Origin of the sequence: Microbacterium halotolerans (genome assembly GCF_003569805.1) — a bacterium.
In the GTDB taxonomy this organism is placed as follows: domain Bacteria; phylum Actinomycetota; class Actinomycetes; order Actinomycetales; family Microbacteriaceae; genus Microbacterium; species Microbacterium halotolerans.
Map to the genome: position 1 here is coordinate 1,162,675 of NZ_KZ984051.1, position 17,036 is coordinate 1,179,710.

Annotated in this window: 19 protein-coding genes; 12 read left to right on the plus strand and 7 right to left on the minus strand. The window is 69.3% G+C overall.

The annotated features are described in order from the left end of the window. Positions 1-8 precede the first annotated feature (8 nt). Positions 9-1,094: a PucR family transcriptional regulator gene (locus DZG09_RS05210; protein ID WP_119696596.1), complete on the plus strand. Its 1,086-nt coding sequence runs from the start codon at positions 9-11 to the stop codon at positions 1,092-1,094. A gap of 315 nt (positions 1,095-1,409) precedes the next feature. Here DZG09_RS05210 and DZG09_RS05220 read toward each other — a convergent pair whose 3' ends face one another. Both DZG09_RS05220 and DZG09_RS05225 read right to left on the minus strand, forming a co-directional pair. Next, positions 1,410-2,234 (minus strand): phosphoenolpyruvate hydrolase family protein, encoded by an 825-nt coding sequence (locus tag DZG09_RS05220; RefSeq protein ID WP_119696598.1) that lies wholly within the window; start codon positions 2,232-2,234, stop codon positions 1,410-1,412. 11 nt (positions 2,235-2,245) lie between these two features. Beyond that, a complete protein-coding gene (locus DZG09_RS05225) occupies positions 2,246-3,481 on the minus strand; it encodes a Tm-1-like ATP-binding domain-containing protein (RefSeq protein ID WP_119696599.1) in 1,236 nt (411 codons plus the stop codon). 113 nt (positions 3,482-3,594) lie between these two features. Here DZG09_RS05225 and DZG09_RS16525 point away from each other — a divergent pair, with 113 nt between their 5' ends. From DZG09_RS16525 to DZG09_RS05250, 4 genes are all read left to right on the plus strand, one after another. Beyond that, positions 3,595-4,986 (plus strand): aminotransferase-like domain-containing protein, encoded by a 1,392-nt coding sequence (locus tag DZG09_RS16525; RefSeq protein ID WP_162893167.1) that lies wholly within the window; start codon positions 3,595-3,597, stop codon positions 4,984-4,986. A gap of 115 nt (positions 4,987-5,101) precedes the next feature. Next, positions 5,102-5,449 carry an ArsR/SmtB family transcription factor gene (locus DZG09_RS05240; protein ID WP_119696601.1) on the plus strand — a complete coding sequence of 116 codons (348 nt, stop codon included), beginning with the start codon at positions 5,102-5,104 and terminating at the stop codon, positions 5,447-5,449. A gap of 63 nt (positions 5,450-5,512) precedes the next feature. After that, complete coding sequence (locus DZG09_RS05245) at positions 5,513-6,487, plus strand: SRPBCC family protein (RefSeq protein WP_119696602.1); 975 nt, start codon at positions 5,513-5,515, stop codon at positions 6,485-6,487. 32 nt (positions 6,488-6,519) lie between these two features. After that, positions 6,520-6,810 (plus strand): DUF4287 domain-containing protein, encoded by a 291-nt coding sequence (locus DZG09_RS05250; protein ID WP_119696603.1) that lies wholly within the window; start codon positions 6,520-6,522, stop codon positions 6,808-6,810. A gap of 358 nt (positions 6,811-7,168) precedes the next feature. Here DZG09_RS05250 and DZG09_RS05255 read toward each other — a convergent pair whose 3' ends face one another. From DZG09_RS05255 to DZG09_RS05265, 3 genes are all read right to left on the minus strand, one after another. Further along, positions 7,169-7,795: an arsenate reductase/protein-tyrosine-phosphatase family protein gene (locus DZG09_RS05255; protein ID WP_119696604.1), complete on the minus strand. Its 627-nt coding sequence runs from the start codon at positions 7,793-7,795 to the stop codon at positions 7,169-7,171. Positions 7,796-7,817: 22 nt separating this feature from the next. Then, on the minus strand, positions 7,818-8,219 hold the full coding sequence (locus DZG09_RS05260; protein WP_119696605.1) for an arsenate reductase ArsC: 402 nt from the start codon (positions 8,217-8,219) through the stop codon (positions 7,818-7,820). Between the two features lie 81 nt (positions 8,220-8,300). After that, positions 8,301-9,590 carry an NAD(P)-binding domain-containing protein gene (locus DZG09_RS05265; RefSeq protein ID WP_119696606.1) on the minus strand — a complete coding sequence of 430 codons (1,290 nt, stop codon included), beginning with the start codon at positions 9,588-9,590 and terminating at the stop codon, positions 8,301-8,303. A gap of 85 nt (positions 9,591-9,675) precedes the next feature. Between DZG09_RS05265 and DZG09_RS05270 the strand changes: the two genes are divergently transcribed. Next, positions 9,676-10,077, plus strand: a complete 402-nt coding sequence (locus DZG09_RS05270; protein WP_119696607.1) for an ArsR/SmtB family transcription factor — start codon at positions 9,676-9,678, stop codon at positions 10,075-10,077. Between the two features lie 49 nt (positions 10,078-10,126). Beyond that, on the plus strand, positions 10,127-11,197 hold the full coding sequence (gene arsB, locus DZG09_RS05275) for an ACR3 family arsenite efflux transporter (protein WP_119696608.1): 1,071 nt from the start codon (positions 10,127-10,129) through the stop codon (positions 11,195-11,197). 22 nt (positions 11,198-11,219) lie between these two features. On the opposite strand, the gene DZG09_RS05280 is transcribed toward arsB, so the two are convergent. Then, the gene (locus DZG09_RS05280; RefSeq protein WP_119696609.1) at positions 11,220-12,053 is read right to left on the minus strand and encodes a hypothetical protein; all 834 of its coding nucleotides are present in this window, start codon (positions 12,051-12,053) and stop codon (positions 11,220-11,222) included. A gap of 234 nt (positions 12,054-12,287) precedes the next feature. Here DZG09_RS05280 and DZG09_RS05285 point away from each other — a divergent pair, with 234 nt between their 5' ends. From DZG09_RS05285 to DZG09_RS05300, 4 genes are all read left to right on the plus strand, one after another. Continuing rightward, positions 12,288-13,016, plus strand: coding sequence for a GTP pyrophosphokinase (locus tag DZG09_RS05285; RefSeq protein ID WP_119696610.1), 729 nt, complete (start codon positions 12,288-12,290; stop codon positions 13,014-13,016). Between the two features lie 141 nt (positions 13,017-13,157). Continuing rightward, the gene (locus tag DZG09_RS05290) at positions 13,158-14,267 is read left to right on the plus strand and encodes a 5-methyltetrahydropteroyltriglutamate--homocysteine S-methyltransferase (protein ID WP_240423717.1); all 1,110 of its coding nucleotides are present in this window, start codon (positions 13,158-13,160) and stop codon (positions 14,265-14,267) included. A 35-nt stretch (positions 14,268-14,302) separates the two neighbouring features. Beyond that, positions 14,303-14,830: a glutaminase gene (locus DZG09_RS05295; RefSeq protein WP_162893169.1), complete on the plus strand. Its 528-nt coding sequence runs from the start codon at positions 14,303-14,305 to the stop codon at positions 14,828-14,830. A 131-nt stretch (positions 14,831-14,961) separates the two neighbouring features. Next, entirely contained in the window at positions 14,962-15,765 is an 804-nt protein-coding gene (locus DZG09_RS05300) for a LysR family substrate-binding domain-containing protein (protein ID WP_119696612.1), read from the plus strand. 90 nt (positions 15,766-15,855) lie between these two features. Here the strand turns inward: DZG09_RS05300 and DZG09_RS05305 are convergent, their stop codons facing one another. Continuing rightward, positions 15,856-16,263: a transferase gene (locus DZG09_RS05305; RefSeq protein WP_119696613.1), complete on the minus strand. Its 408-nt coding sequence runs from the start codon at positions 16,261-16,263 to the stop codon at positions 15,856-15,858. 105 nt (positions 16,264-16,368) lie between these two features. Here DZG09_RS05305 and DZG09_RS05310 point away from each other — a divergent pair, with 105 nt between their 5' ends. Beyond that, a complete protein-coding gene (locus tag DZG09_RS05310) occupies positions 16,369-17,025 on the plus strand; it encodes a YitT family protein (RefSeq protein WP_240423718.1) in 657 nt (218 codons plus the stop codon). Positions 17,026-17,036: the final 11 nt, after the last annotated feature.

A 17,036-nucleotide genomic window follows, 5' to 3' on the forward strand; every position in this document is an offset into this window, starting at 1 on the left:
GTGGCGGCATGCCGACGATCCCGGATGTCCTGTACGAGCGGATGCCGGATGCCATCCGGGTCGACGACGTGCTGCGATGGGCTCAGCCGCATGTCGATCTGGTCGGGTTCGCGGTTGGGCGGGACAGGATCATCCGGTGGCCGCTGCCCACGGACCTGCTCGACCCGAGCCCGTTCCTGCGCGGCGGCGAGCTCGTGCTCACGTCGGGCATCTCGATCCTCGATGCGGCGTCGCAGCGTCAGTTCGTCGAGGTGGTGTCAGCGGCGGGGGCGGCAGCGATCGGCTACGCGCTCGGTGTGGTCACCGACACCGTGCCTTCCGCGCTGATCCGTGCGGCGAACGAGCGCGGGCTCGCGGTGATCTCCGTGCCGCACGACGTGCCGTTCGTCGAGATCATCCAGCAGTTCTCGGTCGAACGTCATCGCCGCGAGGGCGAGTCCCGCGAACGCGCCAGGGTCGGTGCGATCGTCGAGATGGTGCGCCGCGGGCAGGCGAGTGCACGCGTGCTGGTTCCCGAGCTCGAGGACTCTTCCGCTGCGGTGCATATCGTCGTCTCGAAGGGATCGCCGCTGCCCGTTGAGGGATCGCCGCTTCGAGGGGCATCGGGGCCGTACGAGATCGCGATCGTGCCGGTGGGGGAGACGACGGCGGGTGCGCCTCCGCTCGTGTCGGCGGAGGTTCCGTTCGGATGGAGCGGACCCGTCGAACTCGACCGCGCGGCAACGAGCATCCGCGAGGCCTTCGCCGCCGCGGCAGTGGCCGAACGGACCGGCACACCGGCCGGGCCGCGTGACCTGGCCACTCTCGAAGGCCTCGCGCGTCGGCTCACGCCGGAGCAGGCCGCACCGTTCGCGCGGCACGTGATCGGCCCGCTGCGCGACTACGACGCCCGGCATCGAACACGGCTGCTGCACACCGTCGAAGTCGCCTGCCGGACGGATGGCGCGATCGCGCGGGCGACCGACGAGCTGTTCGTGCACGAGAACACGCTGCGCAAGCGGGCCGCGCGTATCCACGCGCTCACCGGCCTCAACCCGCTGCGCGGCGTCGACCGCGCCGCGTTCGTCATCGCGCTGCTCGCCGACGCGGGGTGAAGGCACGGGGCGCCGACGAACACGCTGCGCCGCGAGGTACTGCTTCATCTGTGCCGCTCGTCGGTTTGCGGCGCCCAGACGCCGCGGACGGCGCAGATGAACGCGGTGCGGACGGGCCCTGGTGTGCTCGGCGTCGACGCGGCGCCTTCGTCTGTGCGCTTCGCCGGTTCTGCGGCGCCGAACACCGCGTTCGGCGCAGACGAAGCGTGCGGGTCAGACCGTGTGCGCGTCCGACCCGGCGACGATGTGCGCCGCACGCTCTGCCGGCTCGTCTTCTCCCCCGTGCGGCGGAGAAGACGAGCCGGCTCGCCATGATCAGTCGAAGGTCACGGCCTTGAACCTCTCCGTCTGCTCGCGGATGCCGATCTCGGTGGGGAGGCGCTCGATCGAGCTGGCGCCGAAGAAGCCGACGATGCCCTCCGTGTGCGAGAGCACGTACTGCGCGTCACTCGGCTCGGCGATCGGACCGCCGTGGCACAGCACGAGGATGTCGGGGTTGACGGCGACGGCCGCATCGCGCATCGCCTGCACGCGCTCGACGGACTCGTCCAGCGTGAGCGCGGTGCTCGCGCCGATGGAGCCCTTCGTGGTCAGCCCCATGTGCGGCACGAGGACGTCGGCGCCGGCCTCGGCCATGGCGGTCGCCTGCTCCGGATCGAACACGTAGGGGCTCGTGAGCAGGTCGCGTTCGTGCGCCTGACGGATCATGTCGACCTCGAGATCGAAGCCCATGCCGGTCTCCTCGAGGTTGGCGCGGAACGTGCCGTCGATGAGCCCGACGGTGGGGAAGTTCTGCACGCCGGCGAAGCCTGCGCTCTTGACCTCGTCGAGGAAGCGACCCATCACGCGGAACGGGTCGGTGCCGTTCACGCCGGCGAGCACGGGGGTGTCCTTCACGACGGGAAGCACTTCGTTCGCCATCTCCATCACGATCGCGTTGGCGTCTCCGTACGCCATCAGACCGGCCAACGAGCCGCGCCCCGCCATCCGATAGCGGCCCGAGTTGTAGATGATGATCAGGTCGATGCCACCCGCCTCAGCCGACTTCGCAGAGATGCCGGTGCCTGCGCCGCCGCCGATGACGGGTCGGCCAGCGGCGACGGTGGCATTCAGCCGCTGCAGTGCTGTGGTGCGATCCATGGTGTGGTTCCTCACTCCTCGTTGTGGTCCTGTGCGGAGATCAGGGCGTGCAGCCGACGCGCGGCGTCTCGCCCGAACCCCTGGTCGTTGATGTGACGGTCGTCCTCGGCCACGTCGACGTGGGACCCGGCCAGCGTGCTGCGCACGGCGTCGAACAGCGCGGTGTCGGCATCGGAATCATGGAATGGGGCACCTTCGACATCGATACCGCTCACGCCGCCGCGGGGGATGATCATGTTCACCGGCCCACGCGCATCCGCGAGCTTGGCTCCGATGCGGCGGCCGAGCTCCGCATTCTCCTCGCGCGTGGTCCGCATCAGTGTCACGGTCGCGTTGTGCACGACGAAGTCGCGATCGTCGAACTGCGCTGGCACGTGCTCACGCGGCCCGAAGTTGACCATGTCGAGAGCGCCGAGCGAGACCACCTGCGGCAAGCCGGCCCTGCCCGCGGCCGTGAGCCGGTCGGGTCCGGCGGTGAGGACACCGCCGACCAGATCATCCGCGAGCTCGGTGGTGGTCAGGTCGAGCACGCCGACCAGCTGCCTGCCCCCGGCGAGCTTCTCCAGCGCACGTCCGCCGGCGCCCGTGGCGTGGAATACGAGCGGTTCATAGCCCAGGGCGACCAGCTCGGCGCGCGCCTCGTCGACGGCGGGCGTCGTCAGCCCGAACATCGACAGGCCGACCAGCGGACGGTGCGCGGCGCCGCTGCGCGAGCGCCGAGCGTGGTGGGCCGCCGCCATCGCGGCGATCGCGGCGGCGGCGTTGTCGAAGACCTGCTCGGAGATCGAGTTGATCCCTGCGACGTCGACCACGGAGTACATCAGGGTGACGTCGGATTCGCCGACGTACGGGGAGACATCTCCAGAAGCCATGGTCGACACGAGCAGCTTCGGCACGCCGATGGGCAGCGCCCTCATCGCGCGGGACGCCACGGATGAGCCGCCCGAGCCGCCGACGGCGAGCACACCGTCGACCTCGCCCTGTTCGTGCATCCGGATGAGCGTCGCCGTTGCGCCGTCCGCCATGGCATCCATGGCGGCGCCGCGATCACCTGCGTCGCGCAGCTGCTGCAGGTCTCCGCCTGCCGCCGCCGCGACCTCGGCCGGTGACACGTCAGCACGCGCCTCCGAGAACGGGCCGACGTCGATCGTGACGACCTCGGCGCCGTGTGCTCGCACATGTTCGGCAAGCCATGCGTACTCGCTGCCCTTCGTATCCATGGTGCCGATCAGCACGACAGTGGTCATGGCCGCTCCTCTTCGTCGAGACGTGTGGGGGAAGTCCTCAGGCCAGCATGCGCGGTCAGATGGGGTGGCGTGTGGTCCAATTGACGAGAATTGGTTCAGAGGTTGGAGTGAGCGTGGAACAGGCATCGGCGAGTCGTGTCGCGCGGCTGCTCGGCGCGTGGCAGACGGATGAGACTCCGTCCGCGAGCGCGCTGCGGACGGCGCTAGCCGATCTCATCGAGGGCGCTCATCTGCCATCCGGTCAGATGATGCCGACCCAGCGCGCTCTGGCAGAAGCGCTGGGCGTCGCGCGAGGGACGGTCGCGCGCGCGTACGCGGGGCTCGTCGCGAGCAGTCACCTCTCGGCGCGTCAGGGTGCGGGAACCGTCGTGCGCTTCGGGCGCCGCGGTGCCGGCTTCGGGCACGGGCGGCTTGCGTCGTTCGACGAGGAATCGCCGACCGTGCCGATCGACCTCGCGTCAGGGGCGCTTCCCGGCAGCGAAGTCGTGGCTCGGAGCATGCCGGAGATCGGTCGTCTGCTGCACGAGCACCATCTTGCGGGTGACGGCTACCATCCGGCAGGGCTGCCTGAACTGCGCGCCGCGATCGCGGCCACGATCTCTCGGTCGGGGCTCTCCACCCAGAGCGACGAGGTGCTGATCACGGCGGGTTCGCAGCAGGCAGTGCGATTGATCTCGGCGGCGTTCGCGGGTCCTGGCAGCCTCGTGGTCGTGGAGGACCCCACCTATCGCGGTGCGCTCGAGGCGTTCTCCGGGGGCGGGGCGCGGCTTCGGGGCGTGCCGATGTCACCCACCGGTCTCGCCCCGGATCAGCTCGCCGAGGCTGCGAGGAGTGCTGACCTCGTCTACCTGCAATCGGCGCTGCACAACCCGACCGGCGTGCACACAAGCGGCCAGCGCCGGAGCGAGATCGCCGCCGCGCTGCGCGGTCACCGCTCGATGGTCGTCGACGACCAGTCCAGCGCCGATCTGTCGTGGACGCGCTCCGGGCGGCTTCCGGGGCTTGAGCGGTACGTCGACTCGGAGCGGCTGCTGCTGGTCGGCACTCTGTCGAAGCTGTTCTGGGGCGGGATCAGGGTGGGATGGATCCGTGGCCCGAAGGCGACGATCTCGCGATTGACGGACATGCGTCGCGGTCTCGATCTGTCCGGCTCCGTGCTCGACCAGCTCGCCGCCGTTCTCGTGCTGCCGCACGCCGAGGCGCAGCAGCGAGGGCGGCGGGAGTGGCTCGCGTCGCAGTTCTCCGCCGCGACGACGGTGCTGCGTGCCGCGCTGCCGTCGTGGGAGTGGTGGCTTCCGGCCGGCGGCTCCGGCTTCTGGGTCGACACCGGAGCCGACGCGGTCGCTCTGGCGCAGCGCGCACTCGCGCGCGGGGTGCGGATGACGGCCGGCCCCGCCTTCTCTCCGCACGAGGGGCATGGCACGTTCCTTCGCCTGCCGGTGTGGCATCCGGACGGACAGTTCGCTGAGGCGATGGAGATCGTCGCCGACCTCGTGCGCCGGTAGCGGCACGCCGCGTTCCGGGCGAATGGACCGTGGTCACGGGGCGCGACTCCCAGGAGAACACCGGAATCTGCCGCACCTCTTGACATCCGGATTCACCGCGGTAACCTACAACCAAATGGTTGCATATATTGACACGCGAATCGAGCTGAGCGACGACGAGGTGGACCGGATGTTCCGGGCCCTCGCCGATGCGACGCGCCGCGACATCGTTCGTCGCACCCTCGAGGGTGAGGCGACCGTGTCGCAGCTCGCCGCCACCTATGACATGTCCTTCGCGGCGGTGCAGAAGCACGTCGCAGTACTCGAGGAGGCGGGCCTTGTGACCAAGAACCCGCGCGGCCGCGAGCGCATCGTGCGCGGTGAGCCCGCGCGCATCCGGCAGGCGCAGCGGCTGCTCGATCAGTACGAGCGCATCTGGCGCAGCCGGATCGACAGGCTCGACGAGCTCCTCGCCGGGTCGTAGCCGAAGCCATCAGGGCCCGCACAGAGGCGGGCACCGCACATCACCATTCAGGAAAGGCACACAATGCCCGTTGCATCGATCGAGAAGGATCTCGACGCACTGACCATGACCATCGTCGCGGACTTCACCGTGCCGGTCTCCCGGCTGTGGAACGCGTACGCCGACCCGCGTCAGATCGAGAAGTTCTGGGGACCGCCGGAGTACCCCGCGACGTTCACCAGGCACGACGTGGCCGTCGGCGGCCGATCGGACTACTTCATGACGGGGCCCGACGGCTCCAGTCACGGCGGCTACTGGGAGTTCCTCGACGTCGTCGAGGGGGAGTCGTTCACCGTGCGCGACGGCTTCAGCAATGACGACGGCACCCAGAACACCGACATGCCCAGCATGGAGATGGCGTTCACCTTCGAGGAGGCGCCGCAGGGGTCGCGCCTGGTCACCGTCACGAGCTTCGGCTCGCTCGAGCAGCTCGAACAGCTCATCGCCATGGGGATGGAGGAGGGCACGCGAGAGGCCATGGGGCAGATCGATGACGTGCTCGCCGACCTCGCCTCGTTCGCGGTCGGTCGCAGCGCCGAGGCTCAGGTCCTCAGCGACACGAAGGTGCGGGTCTCCCGCGTCATCCGTGGCAGCGTCGAGCAGGTCTGGCGCGCCCACCACGACGCGGATCTGATGAAGCGCTGGCTGCTGGGCCCTGACGGCTGGGTCATGGTCACATGCGACCTGGCCGATTCCGTCGGAGACACGTTCACGCAGGAGTGGGAGCGCGCAGGCGGCGGCGACCGCTTCGGCTTCACGGGCGAGCTGCTCGAGAGCGCCCCGCCGCACCGCGAGGTCACCACGGAGTCGATGATCGGAATGGAGGGAGACCCATCGACCAACGAGCTCACGCTCACGGCGGTCGACGGCGGCACCCTGCTCGCGCTCGTGATCACCTACCCGTCGAGCGAGGTGCGTGACATCGTGCTCGGCACCGGCATGGTCGACGGCATGGAGTCCAGCTACGCCCGGCTGGAGAGCGAACTCGTCGCGGTGTGAGGGATCGCGCACGGTCGACGAAGGGAATCAGGATGTCGTTTCAGGCGTACCTCGACGCGGTCGAGGACAAGACGGGGCTCACGCCCCGGCAGCTCGTAGAGATCGCGCGGGGCAGGGGATTCGACGAACCGACGGTGAAGGCCGGCGCGATCCTCGATTGGCTCAAAGCGGACTACGGGCTCGGTCGCGGGCACGGCATGGCGCTCGTGCACGTCATCAAGAAGGGGACGACGATCGACAGCAAGCACGTCGGATCGAGCGGCAGCCACCGTGACGAGAGCGACACGCTCTGGCTCGACGGCAAGGCGACCAAGCCCGTCTGAACCACCCGGCAACGAAGCGACCCCGCCGGAGAGGCGGGGTCGCTTCGTGCTGTGCGGGGTGCGTCAGGCGTCTTCGCCCTCGGCCTGCGACGGGCGGTCGAACCAGTACGGGCGGCCGATGAAGTCGAGAGCGTCGGTGTCCTCGTCGATGAGGTTGGCGGTAAGCGACATGATGTCCTCCTTCGGTGGTGCACCCAGCTTGCGCCGCTCTGAGGTGGCCGGATGACGTAAACCCGGATCAAGAAGTGCGATTCTTGATGAATCTGGAAGGAATCGGCCTGTCTGCGCATGGAGATCACGAGAAACCGCCCGCGAATCCTCCGTGGGGAGGTCGCGGGCGGTTCGTTTGACGGTGTCGTCAGGAGGGTGTGATCTCCGAGACGAGAGTCTCGACCCGCGCGCGGATCTCGTCTCGCACCCGACGAACCCCGTCGAGGTCGAGGTCGGCGGGGTCGTCGAGCTGCCAGTCCTCGTAGCGCTTTCCCGGGTAGATCGGGCACGCGTCCCCGCAGCCCATTGTGATGACCGCGTCCGCGGCTCGCACGACGTCGTCGGTGAGCGGTTTCGGGTACTCCTGCGCCAGATCGACACCGAGTTCCGTGAGCGCCTCCTGCACGTTCGGAAGGATGAACTCGCCTGGCTGCGAACCGGCGGAGCGCACGTGCACGCGGTCGCCGGCCACCATCGTGGTCAGCGCGGCAGCCATCTGAGAGCGGCCGGAGTTCTGCACGCAGACGTACAGGATCTCGGGGTGAGGCTTCGCGATCAGGCCCTTCGACTGTGCAAGCGCGGTCAGTCGCTCGTAGGCGAAGTGCTCGCTCAGCGGTGGGAGCAGGTCGGTGACCTTGGCCGTGCGCCCGAGCGCGGCGTGCGACTCGAACACGACGCGCTCGACGGTCTCGGCGTTCACGACGCCCTCGAAACGGGCGGCGAGGCGTTCGGCCGCCCTCGTGAGCACGGCGTGCGGGTCGAGCAGACTGGTCATGGCGGTGTCGTCCTGTTCTCGATCAGGCCGCGAGCTCGGTGACGAGCTTCTCGACGCGGCCGCGGATGTCGTCTCGGATCGGGCGGACCGCGTCGATGCCCTGCCCTGCCGGGTCGTCGAGCTCCCAGTCCTCATAGCGCTTGCCGGGGAAGATGGGGCACGCGTCGCCGCAGCCCATCGTGATCACGACGTCCGACTCGCGCACGGCGTCCGTGGTGAGCAGCTTCGGGGTGTTGTTCCGGATGTCGATGCCGACCTCGTTCATCGCCTCGACGGCGACGGGGTTGATCTGATCCTTCGGCTCGCTCCCTGCCGAAAGAACCTCGACGGCGTCTCCCGCGAGGTGCTGCAGCCATCCGGCGGCCATCTGCGATCGTCCTGCGTTGTGCACGCACACGAACAGAACGGTGGGCTTGTCGGTCATTTCTCTCCCTCGGTCAGGCGAAAAGGCTAGATGGTCTCGGCGCCGTCCAGGTGAACGGAAGGCGAACGGATAGTGGTGGCATCAGCAGCAGCCGCCTCCCGCATCGCAGACGCCGGTGGCGGGCAGCGTGAGCTCGATGCGCCCCGCCGACTCGGCGTCGCCGGCGAGCCAGGCGACGACGCTGCGCACCTGCTCGTACCCGGTGCGCAGCAGGAAGGTCGGGGCGCGGCCGTAGCTCTTCATCCCGACGATGTAGAAGCCGGCCTCGGGATGCGACAGCTCGCGATAGCCGTGCGGCTCCACAGTGCCGCACGAGTGCACGTTGGGATCGATCATGGGCGCGAGGCGGCGGGGTGCCTCCACGATGTCGTCGAGATCCAGGCGCAGCTCCCGCAGCATGGCCAGGTCGGGGCGGAATCCTGTGCTGGTCACCACGAGATCGCTGTCGTGCGTCTGCCCCCGCGTTCCGGAGAGCCGGACTCCGCCGTTGTGCGGGGCGGCCGATGCGATCTCGAACGAGTCGACGACCTCGACGCGGCCGGCCGCCACGAGCTGCTCCAGCCGGGAACCGAGCGCGCCGCGGCCCTCGAGGTCGTCGTCCGCGGTCGTCACGCGCTTCGCCGCGCGGTTCCGGATGAGCCACGTCGTGCGGGTGCCCGGCGCCAGCTGCGCGAGCGTCGCGAGGGCGATCAGCGTGTTCGCCGCGGAGTGACCCGCGCCGACGACGGTGGTGTGCCGACCGGCGAAACGCGCGCGGTCTCGGCCGAGCACATCGGGCAGCGCGGGCTCGACGTGCTCGGCGACCGCGTCGAGCCCGATCGGGTCGAGCCCGTTGGAGCCGAGTGCGGCGGGAGTCGCCCACGTGCCGGATGCGTCGATCACGGCGCGAGCGAGGGTATCGACTGCCGTACCGTCCGATTCCGTCACTCGCAGGACGAAAGGTGCGCGGCCGCGCCCCGCGGTGCGCGTGCGATCCATTCCCTCGCGGGAGACCGCGGCGACAGTCGCGCCGAACCGGATGTGCGGCGCGACCGCCGGATGCTCGGCGAGCGGGGTGAGGTATTCGTCGACGAGGGCATCGCCGGTGGGGGCGACGTCACCTGGCGGCTCCTGCCATCCGGTGTCCGCCAGAAGTGCGCGCGCGGCGTCGTCGATCAGGTGCTCCCACGGGGAGAACAGTCGGGTGTGGCCCCATGCCCTGACCGCGGCGGCGACGGTGTCGGCCCGCTCGAACACGCAGAACGGGATGCCGCGCCGGGCGAGGTGCGCGGCCGCGGCCAGGCCGACCGGGCCGCTCCCCACGACGGCGATGGGCAGCGCGTCGAGGCGCGCGTCAGCCTGCACGCGCGGAGTGAGGTCGAGAAGGGTCATGTGTCGTTCCTTGCATCGAGGATGATCGATGAATCCATCGTGCCCTCATCTATCGAAGATTGTCAATATTTACTATCATCGATGTATGACCGCTGAGATCCCCGTGCTGATCGACCGAGCAGACCGCGCGCTCGCGACAGACGATGCCGCATCGGCGCAGGAGCCGAGCGCCTCGGCCGTGTGCTGCGCACCCCTCGTGCGCGAACCGCTCGGGGTGGACGAAGCAGACGACTTCGCGAAGACGATGAAGGCGCTCGCCGACCCGACTCGGCTGCGACTGCTGTCCATCGTCGCCGCGACAGCCGAGAAGGAAGCGTGCGTGTGCGACCTCACCGAGCCGGTGGGCCTGAGCCAGCCGACCGTCTCGCACCATCTGAAGATCCTCACGGACGCGGGCTTCCTCGCGCGCAGCAAGCGCGGCACCTGGGCGTACTACTCGCTCGTGCCCGGCTCGCTCGAGCGCGTCGCCGACGTGCTGAACCCGTGACCTGCGTGACCGTGCCGACGTCCCGCTCCCGACCATCTGGAGAACATTCATGACCGACACCGCAACCCGCCAGGTGCCGCGGCGCCTCAGCACGCTCGACAGATGGCTGCCCGCCTGGATCGGACTGGCGATGATCGTCGGCCTCGCGCTGGGCAGCTTCGTGCCGGCGATGTCCGGGTGGCTCGCCGCGATGGAGGTCGGCGGCATCTCGCTGCCGATCGGCCTCGGTCTGCTCGTGATGATGTACCCTGTGCTCGCGAAGGTCCGCTACGACCGCGTCGCGGCCGTGACGGGTGACGTGAAGCTGCTGGTGTCGTCGCTGCTGCTGAACTGGCTGCTCGGGCCCGCCGTGATGTTCGCGCTGGCGTGGCTGCTCGTGCCCGATCTGCCCGAGTACCGCACGGGCCTCATCCTGGTGGGTCTCGCCCGCTGCATCGCCATGGTCGTGATCTGGAACGACCTCGCGTGCGGCGACCGTGAGGCCACCGCCGTACTGGTCGCGATCAACTCGGTTTTCCAGGTGGTCGCGTTCGCCTTCCTCGGCTGGTTCTACCTCACGGTGCTGCCGGGGTGGCTCGGCCTCGACACGCAGGGGCTCGAGGTGTCGGTGTGGCAGATCGCGCTGAACGTGCTGGTGTTCCTCGGGGTCCCCCTCGTGGCGGGGTTCGCGTCTCGCTTCATCGGGGAGCGCACCAAGGGGCGTGACTGGTACGAGGGCTCCTTCCTGCCGAAGATCGGGCCGTGGGCGCTGTACGGGCTGCTGTTCACGATCGTGCTGCTGTTCGCGCTGCAGGGCGAGGCGATCCTCGCCAAGCCGCTCGATGTCGTCCGGATCGCCCTGCCGCTGCTGGCCTACTTCGCGATCATGTGGTTCGCGGGACTGCTGCTCGGGCGCGGCCTCGGCCTCGGCTACGCGCGCTCGACGGCCTTGGCGTTCACAGCGGCCGGCAACAACTTCGAGCTCGCCATCGCCGTGGCGATCGGCACATTCGGCGCCACCAGCGGGCAGGCGCTCGCCGGGGCCGTCGGCCCGCTGATCGAGGTGCCCGTGCTGGTGGGGCTGGTGTACGTGTCGCTGTGGGCGGCGCGGGCGTGGTTCCACGAGGAGCCGGCGCGGTAGCGAGCGAAAGTCGGGGTGCGGGTCAGGATGAGCGGTGGCGGTGGGGCAGGTTCGCCAGGATGAGGGCGAGGCCGAGCACGGCCAGGGCGATGCCGATGGAGAACGGGAAGGTCGGCCAGAAGACCACGTCGATCGCCCGCGTGCTGCCCCACTGGCAGTCCCAGCCGAGCGGGAACCAGCTCCATCCGCCCGAGAAATCCCCTTCGACCGGCATCTGCGCCGAGTAGCCGGAGCAGCGGGCGAGTGCCGAGTCGCCCGACGGGTCGCCGTGCGCGATCCAGGCCGCCGCCGTCGCCACGACGGCGCCGATCGCTGCGGTCGCGAGGCCGAATCGCCACAGGTCGGCGCGGCGTTCGACGCCGACGATGCGCGCGCCCGCGACTGCCCCGGCCGCCGCCCACAGCGGTCCGCCCAGCGTGCAGAAGTAGAAAGCGGCCATCATCGTGCCCACCGCGCCGAACCAGAGGCCGAGCCATCCGGACTGCAGGCCCGCGATCAGCGCGAACGCGATCATGGTGGCTGCGATCGAGAGCAGGCATGAGCCGATCGCCATCACCGCCCACACGGTGCGCGAGTGCCACCGCGACCGCCGGACGAACAGCGTCATCGCCGCGACCGACACCAGCGCCATCGCGACCGGGAGCAGCGGCGAGAGGAACGCCGACGGCCCAGCACTGGGGTGCGAGAGGGCGATGAGCAGCGCGAGCACGAACCCCGCTGCCACGAACGGCACTCCGATCGACGCCATCGCGAAGGCGAGCGAACGCCGCCACGTGCGTTTCCACGGCCGACCGCTCGTCGGAATCGGAGCGGGCTCATCGCGGCCGAGCGGGGAGCCGTCTTCGTCGTCGTGCACACCTCGACGCTACCGGTATTGTCGCGCTGGCCATCGCCTTCCGGTGCGCCGCAGTGCGGTTCCCGTTCCGGCCGGCCGGTTCCGGTGTGGGGGGCGTGCCGAGTTCGCGGCGGTGGTGCACTTCGGGGAACCGGAGTGGGCGGCAGAGCCTGCAGCCGGCGGGGAGCTGCTCGGCTCATCCGGAGCATAGAGATCTCACAGCGCATGCCTACGCCATCGTCGTACGGTGAAGCCATGACAGCGGAGCCACTGGACCAGGGGATCGTCGTCGACCCGCGGGAGCTGATCCGGGCTCGCCAGATGCGCGACGACCTGTCGAAGTTCCTCTCGCAGTACCGATTCGGCATGCGCGAGATCGAGACCAAGATGCTCATCCTGCGCGAGGACTTCGAGAACGACCACGCCTACAACCCGATCGAGAACGTCGAGACGCGGTTGAAGAGCGTCGACTCCATCGTCGACAAGGTCACGCGGCGCGGCATCGAACCCGACCTCGAATCGGTCAGGCGCAACATCCTCGACATCGCCGGCGTGCGCGTGACCTGCAGCTTCGTGACCGACGCGTACCGGATGTTCAATCAGCTCCGGATGCAGGACGACGTCCAAGTGCGCGAGATCAAGGACTACATCGCCAACCCCAAGGCGAACGGCTACAAGAGCCTGCACGCGATCGTCGACGTTCCGGTGTTCCTCTCGACGGGGAAGATCCGGGTACCGGTGGAGGTGCAGTTCCGCACCATCGCGATGGACTTCTGGGCCAGCCTCGAGCACAAGACCTACTACAAGTACGACAAACAGGTGCCGTCGCGCATCCTCGAGAGCCTGCGCGACGCGGCGATCACGGCGAGCGAGCTCGACGAGCGGATGGAGCGCATCCACCGCGAGATCCACGGCAGCGACTCGACCCCCGTGCGCCCCCTCTCCCTGGTCGAGGACGATGAAGGCGAAGCGCGCCTGGCCTGACCCGTCCGTCTGCAGGTGATCTCTGCTGGTATGCGGATGCCGATGCTGACGCAGATCACCCACAGACGGCATCCGGCGCGAGGGTTGCGATGTGTTGCGCGCGGCTCGAAGCGTCGGCGTCGGCCGCGTACGGTTGAAGGCGTGACCGTGAATCCTCCATATCGTGCAGACATCGTCGGCTCGTTCCTGCGCCCCGACGCCATCAAGACCGCCCGCGCCGCCCACGCCGCAGGTGACATCGACGCCGCCGCGCTCCGCAGCGCGGAGGACGAGCAGATCGCCTCCCTGGTGCGCAGGCAGGCCGACTCGGGGCTCCAGCTGGCCACCGACGGAGAGTTCCGCCGCGCGTGGTGGCACTTCGACTTCTTCGGCGGTCTCGACGGCGTCGACATCATCGAGACCGACCACGGTCTGCCGTTCCAGGGGGCACAGACCAAGCAGAAGGCCGTGCAGGTGAACGGCCGCATCGGCTTCTCCGACCACCCGATGCTCGATCACTGGCGTGCGCTGAAGCCCGTGGCCGAGGCGGCCGGCGTGCAGCCGAAGTTCTCGCTGCCGGCGCCGACCGTGCTCGACTTCCGCGTGGAGCCGCAGAATCTCACCGCCGACGAGTACGAGACCCGCAGCGACTACATCGACGATCTGGTGCAGGCGTACCGCGACGCCATCAGGGCGTTCTACGACGAGGGCGCGCGCTACCTTCAGCTCGACGACACCGCGTGGGCGTACCTGTGCAGCCAGGACGAGCTCGACCGTGCGAAGAACGAGCGCGGCATCGAGACCGAGGGGCTCGGAGAGCGCTACGCGTCGATCCTCACCCGCGTACTCGAGGGCAGGCCGGATGACCTGGTCGTCGGAACGCATATCTGCCGCGGCAACTTCCGGTCGACGTGGATCTCGTCGGGAGGGTACGAGCCGATCGCCGAGCACCTGTTCGCGGTTCCGTACGACGGGTTCTTCCTCGAGTACGACAGCGAGCGAGCGGGCGGCTTCGAGCCGCTGCGGTTCCTGCAGCCGGGCGACCAGACGGTGGTGCTGGGACTGGTGACGTCGAAGGCCGGCGAGCTCGAGCCCGTCGACGAGATCACGCAGCGCATCGCCGAGGCCGCGCAGTTCGCCGATCTCAGTCAGCTCGCGCTCAGCCCGCAATGCGGCTTCGCCTCGACGGAGGAGGGCAATGTGCTCACGGAGGAGCAGCAGTGGGCGAAGGTCCGTCACGTCGTCGACATCGCCGCCGACGTCTGGAAGTAGCACGTTCGACTCAGCGCCCGGCGTAGCCTGGTGGGGTGGCGGAGAACCGGATGAGCGATGGCTCCGATGATCGCGCCGCCGCCGATCCGGCCAGCGCCGCCGCGCTGTTCGACAGGGCGCGGCAGCGGCTCGGCCGCGCTCCGCGTGAGCACCTCGGCAGGCTCATCGTGCCGGGTGCGCTGCGCGCGGCGATGGGCGCTCGGCCCCGTGTCGTTCCGGACGGGCGGGCCTGGCGCGTCGGCACGCTGCTGATCGGCGACACCGCGGTCCACGAGGTCGGCGACGTTCTGCGCGCGTCTGAGGAGCGCCGACGCGGCTTCACCTCCGACGCGGCCAGGCGACGCGCGGAGGCGGAGGCGATGTGCGTGCGCGGCGGGTTCGAGCCGGGCACGGTCGTCAACGTCGACCACACCGGGATCGACCTGTCCGCGCTCGCGGCGGAAGGAGCATCCGGCCCCCTCAGCGTGCGCGACGGCACCGTCGTCATCCGGTGGACCTCGTCCGGTGCCGTCATGCCGCTGGAGGCGTACCTGCGCGAGAAGATCGACATGCTCCCCACCTGAGCCCTCGGGCTCCGCGTGGGATGCGAAACGATGGGCGCTGGCACTGACTCACGCGGTCGTGGTCCGCTCGGCAGAGCCTGTGGTGGCGGGGTGCAGGTCGGGCACGGGGCGTTGGCCGTACGCTTTCAGGCATGGCGAGGCAGAACCCGAAGCGTCGGGCGGGAGCGCGGCGAGGCGGTGCGCCCGGCGGCGCAGGACACCGTGGAGCGCCCCGTGTCGGCAAGAAACCCGGTGCATCGGGAGCGGGGAAGCGGACGGGCGGGAACGCCGGAGCGGAACGCAACGAGACCGTCCGTCCGCAAGGTGCGGGCGCAACAGGTGACGATCTCGGCGCGGCGCCTGCCGTGTTCCGGCTCGGGGCGGTGCCCGGGGCGATGCCGGGGAAGTGGATCGAGCGGTGGCGCGAGCAGAGGCCGGAGACCCGACTCGAACTCGTGCCGATCAGCGCCGACGGCCAGCGTGCTGCGCTCGACGCGGGAGAGGTCGACGCCGCGATCGTGCGCCTGCCGATCGACGGAGACCCGGATGGGCTGCACACGATCCGTCTGTACGACGAGGTGTCCGTCGTGGTCGCCTCGAAGGAATCATCGCTGATGGCAGCGGACGAACTCGCCCCGGAGGACCTGGTCGGCGAGGTGCTGATCACACCGGCGGACGATGTGATCGGCGACCTCGGCCTTCCGACCGAAGCGGCGACGTTCGGCGCACCCGCGACGACGGAGGATGCGATCGAGATCGTCGCGTCGGGCGTCGGCATCGTGGTGGTGCCGATGTCGCTGGCGCGCCTGCATCATCGCCGTGACGTCGACCATCGCCCGCTCGTCGACGGACCGGTTCTGCCGGTCGCGCTCGGGTGGCTGCGCGAACGCGATGCCGACGACGTGCAGCACTTCGCTGCGATCACCCGCGGTCGAGGCGCACGCTCGTCGCGCTGAGCGCACGGTCGGCGCCCGCCCGGGAGACGACCGAGCGCCCGCCGCGGCTGGATGCAGCCAGGCGACGGGCGCTCGGGTCGGTATGTGCGGTCAGGCGGCGAGTCTGAACCCTCTGCTGTCCGTGACGATGCGCGCCTTCGTGGCGATCTTCTCGTCGTCGCGGATGATCGCGCCGTCGGCGACGAGCGCATCCGCGCCGATCATCGACCGGATGCCCACGTGCGCCCGCGCGCCGATTGCGGCGCCGGGTCCGACGTGCGCGTTTGCATCGATGATGGCGTCGGAGCCGATCTGCACGTTCGGTTCGATCCAGGCACCCTTCGCGATCTTGGCGCCGGCGGCGACCCGCACGCCGGGTTCGACGTACGCCCCGGATTCCACGCGCGCCTCGGGGTGGACCTTCGCGCCGTGCGCGACCAGTCCGCGGCCGTTGATGTGCTTGCGGTACCGCAGTGTTTCACCGTTGTCGTTCTCGATGTCGACGTAGTTCTTGCCCACGATGTCCTTCCGTGGCCTGGACTTAGGCCTGCCTAACTCCTCAACGCATGCCGTGCCGCGGATATTCCCGAAGCCGGAGAATATTCGCGGCGTACGATGGGGCGAGTGGCTGCCACTCCTCATCTCGACGATCGATCGGACGACGACGCGCTCGTGTTCGAATGGGAACAGACCAGGCACACGCCGACGGAGGACGTCTTCGGCATCGCGACCGGCACGTTCGTCGCGGCGCTGGGACTGCACCTGCTGAAGTCCGTCGACGCCGTCACCGGCGGCACGGCAGGTCTCGCGCTCCTGCTCGACCAGGTGCTGGCAGCACCCTTCTGGCTCGTGTTCGCGCTCGTGAACGTTCCGTTCATCGCGCTCGCGCTGTGGAAGAAGGGCCTTCGGTTCACACTGCTCACGCTGTGCTCGGTCGGCATCGTCTCCGCATTGTCGAGCGTGAACGCAGCGCTGATGCCGCTTCACGACATCGTGCCGGTCTATGCCGTGCTCGGTGGGAATCTGCTGGTGGGCGTCGGCATGCTCATCCTGTTCCGGCATCAGGCGAGCCTCGGCGGCGTCAATGTGGTCGCGATCCTCATCCAGGAGAAGACCGGGTTCCGTGCCGGATGGGTGCAGATGATCGTCGACGCACTGATCGTGGCATCCGCGCTGTTCGTCGTGCCGTGGACGCTGGTGCTGCTGAGCGCGCTCGGCGTCGTGGTCGTGAATCTCGTCCTCGCCGTCAATCATCGCCCCGGCCGCTACATCGGCCACTGATTCGGGAGCGC

Excerpts from the sequence above, each read along its gene's own strand:
- DZG09_RS05210 (WP_119696596.1), top strand. The coding sequence starts at position 9 with ATGCCGACGATCCCGGATGTCCTGTACGAGCGGATGCCGGATGCCATC.
- DZG09_RS05220 (WP_119696598.1), bottom strand. The coding sequence starts at position 2,234 with ATGGATCGCACCACAGCACTGCAGCGGCTGAATGCCACCGTCGCCGCT.
- DZG09_RS05225 (WP_119696599.1), bottom strand. The coding sequence starts at position 3,481 with ATGACCACTGTCGTGCTGATCGGCACCATGGATACGAAGGGCAGCGAG.
- DZG09_RS05240 (WP_119696601.1), top strand. The coding sequence starts at position 5,102 with ATGGTTGCATATATTGACACGCGAATCGAGCTGAGCGACGACGAGGTG.
- DZG09_RS05245 (WP_119696602.1), top strand. The coding sequence starts at position 5,513 with ATGCCCGTTGCATCGATCGAGAAGGATCTCGACGCACTGACCATGACC.
- DZG09_RS05250 (WP_119696603.1), top strand. The coding sequence starts at position 6,520 with ATGTCGTTTCAGGCGTACCTCGACGCGGTCGAGGACAAGACGGGGCTC.
- DZG09_RS05255 (WP_119696604.1), bottom strand. The coding sequence starts at position 7,795 with ATGACCAGTCTGCTCGACCCGCACGCCGTGCTCACGAGGGCGGCCGAA.
- DZG09_RS05260 (WP_119696605.1), bottom strand. The coding sequence starts at position 8,219 with ATGACCGACAAGCCCACCGTTCTGTTCGTGTGCGTGCACAACGCAGGA.
- DZG09_RS05265 (WP_119696606.1), bottom strand. The coding sequence starts at position 9,590 with ATGACCCTTCTCGACCTCACTCCGCGCGTGCAGGCTGACGCGCGCCTC.
- DZG09_RS05270 (WP_119696607.1), top strand. The coding sequence starts at position 9,676 with ATGACCGCTGAGATCCCCGTGCTGATCGACCGAGCAGACCGCGCGCTC.
- arsB (WP_119696608.1), top strand. The coding sequence starts at position 10,127 with ATGACCGACACCGCAACCCGCCAGGTGCCGCGGCGCCTCAGCACGCTC.
- DZG09_RS05285 (WP_119696610.1), top strand. The coding sequence starts at position 12,288 with ATGACAGCGGAGCCACTGGACCAGGGGATCGTCGTCGACCCGCGGGAG.
- DZG09_RS05300 (WP_119696612.1), top strand. The coding sequence starts at position 14,962 with ATGGCGAGGCAGAACCCGAAGCGTCGGGCGGGAGCGCGGCGAGGCGGT.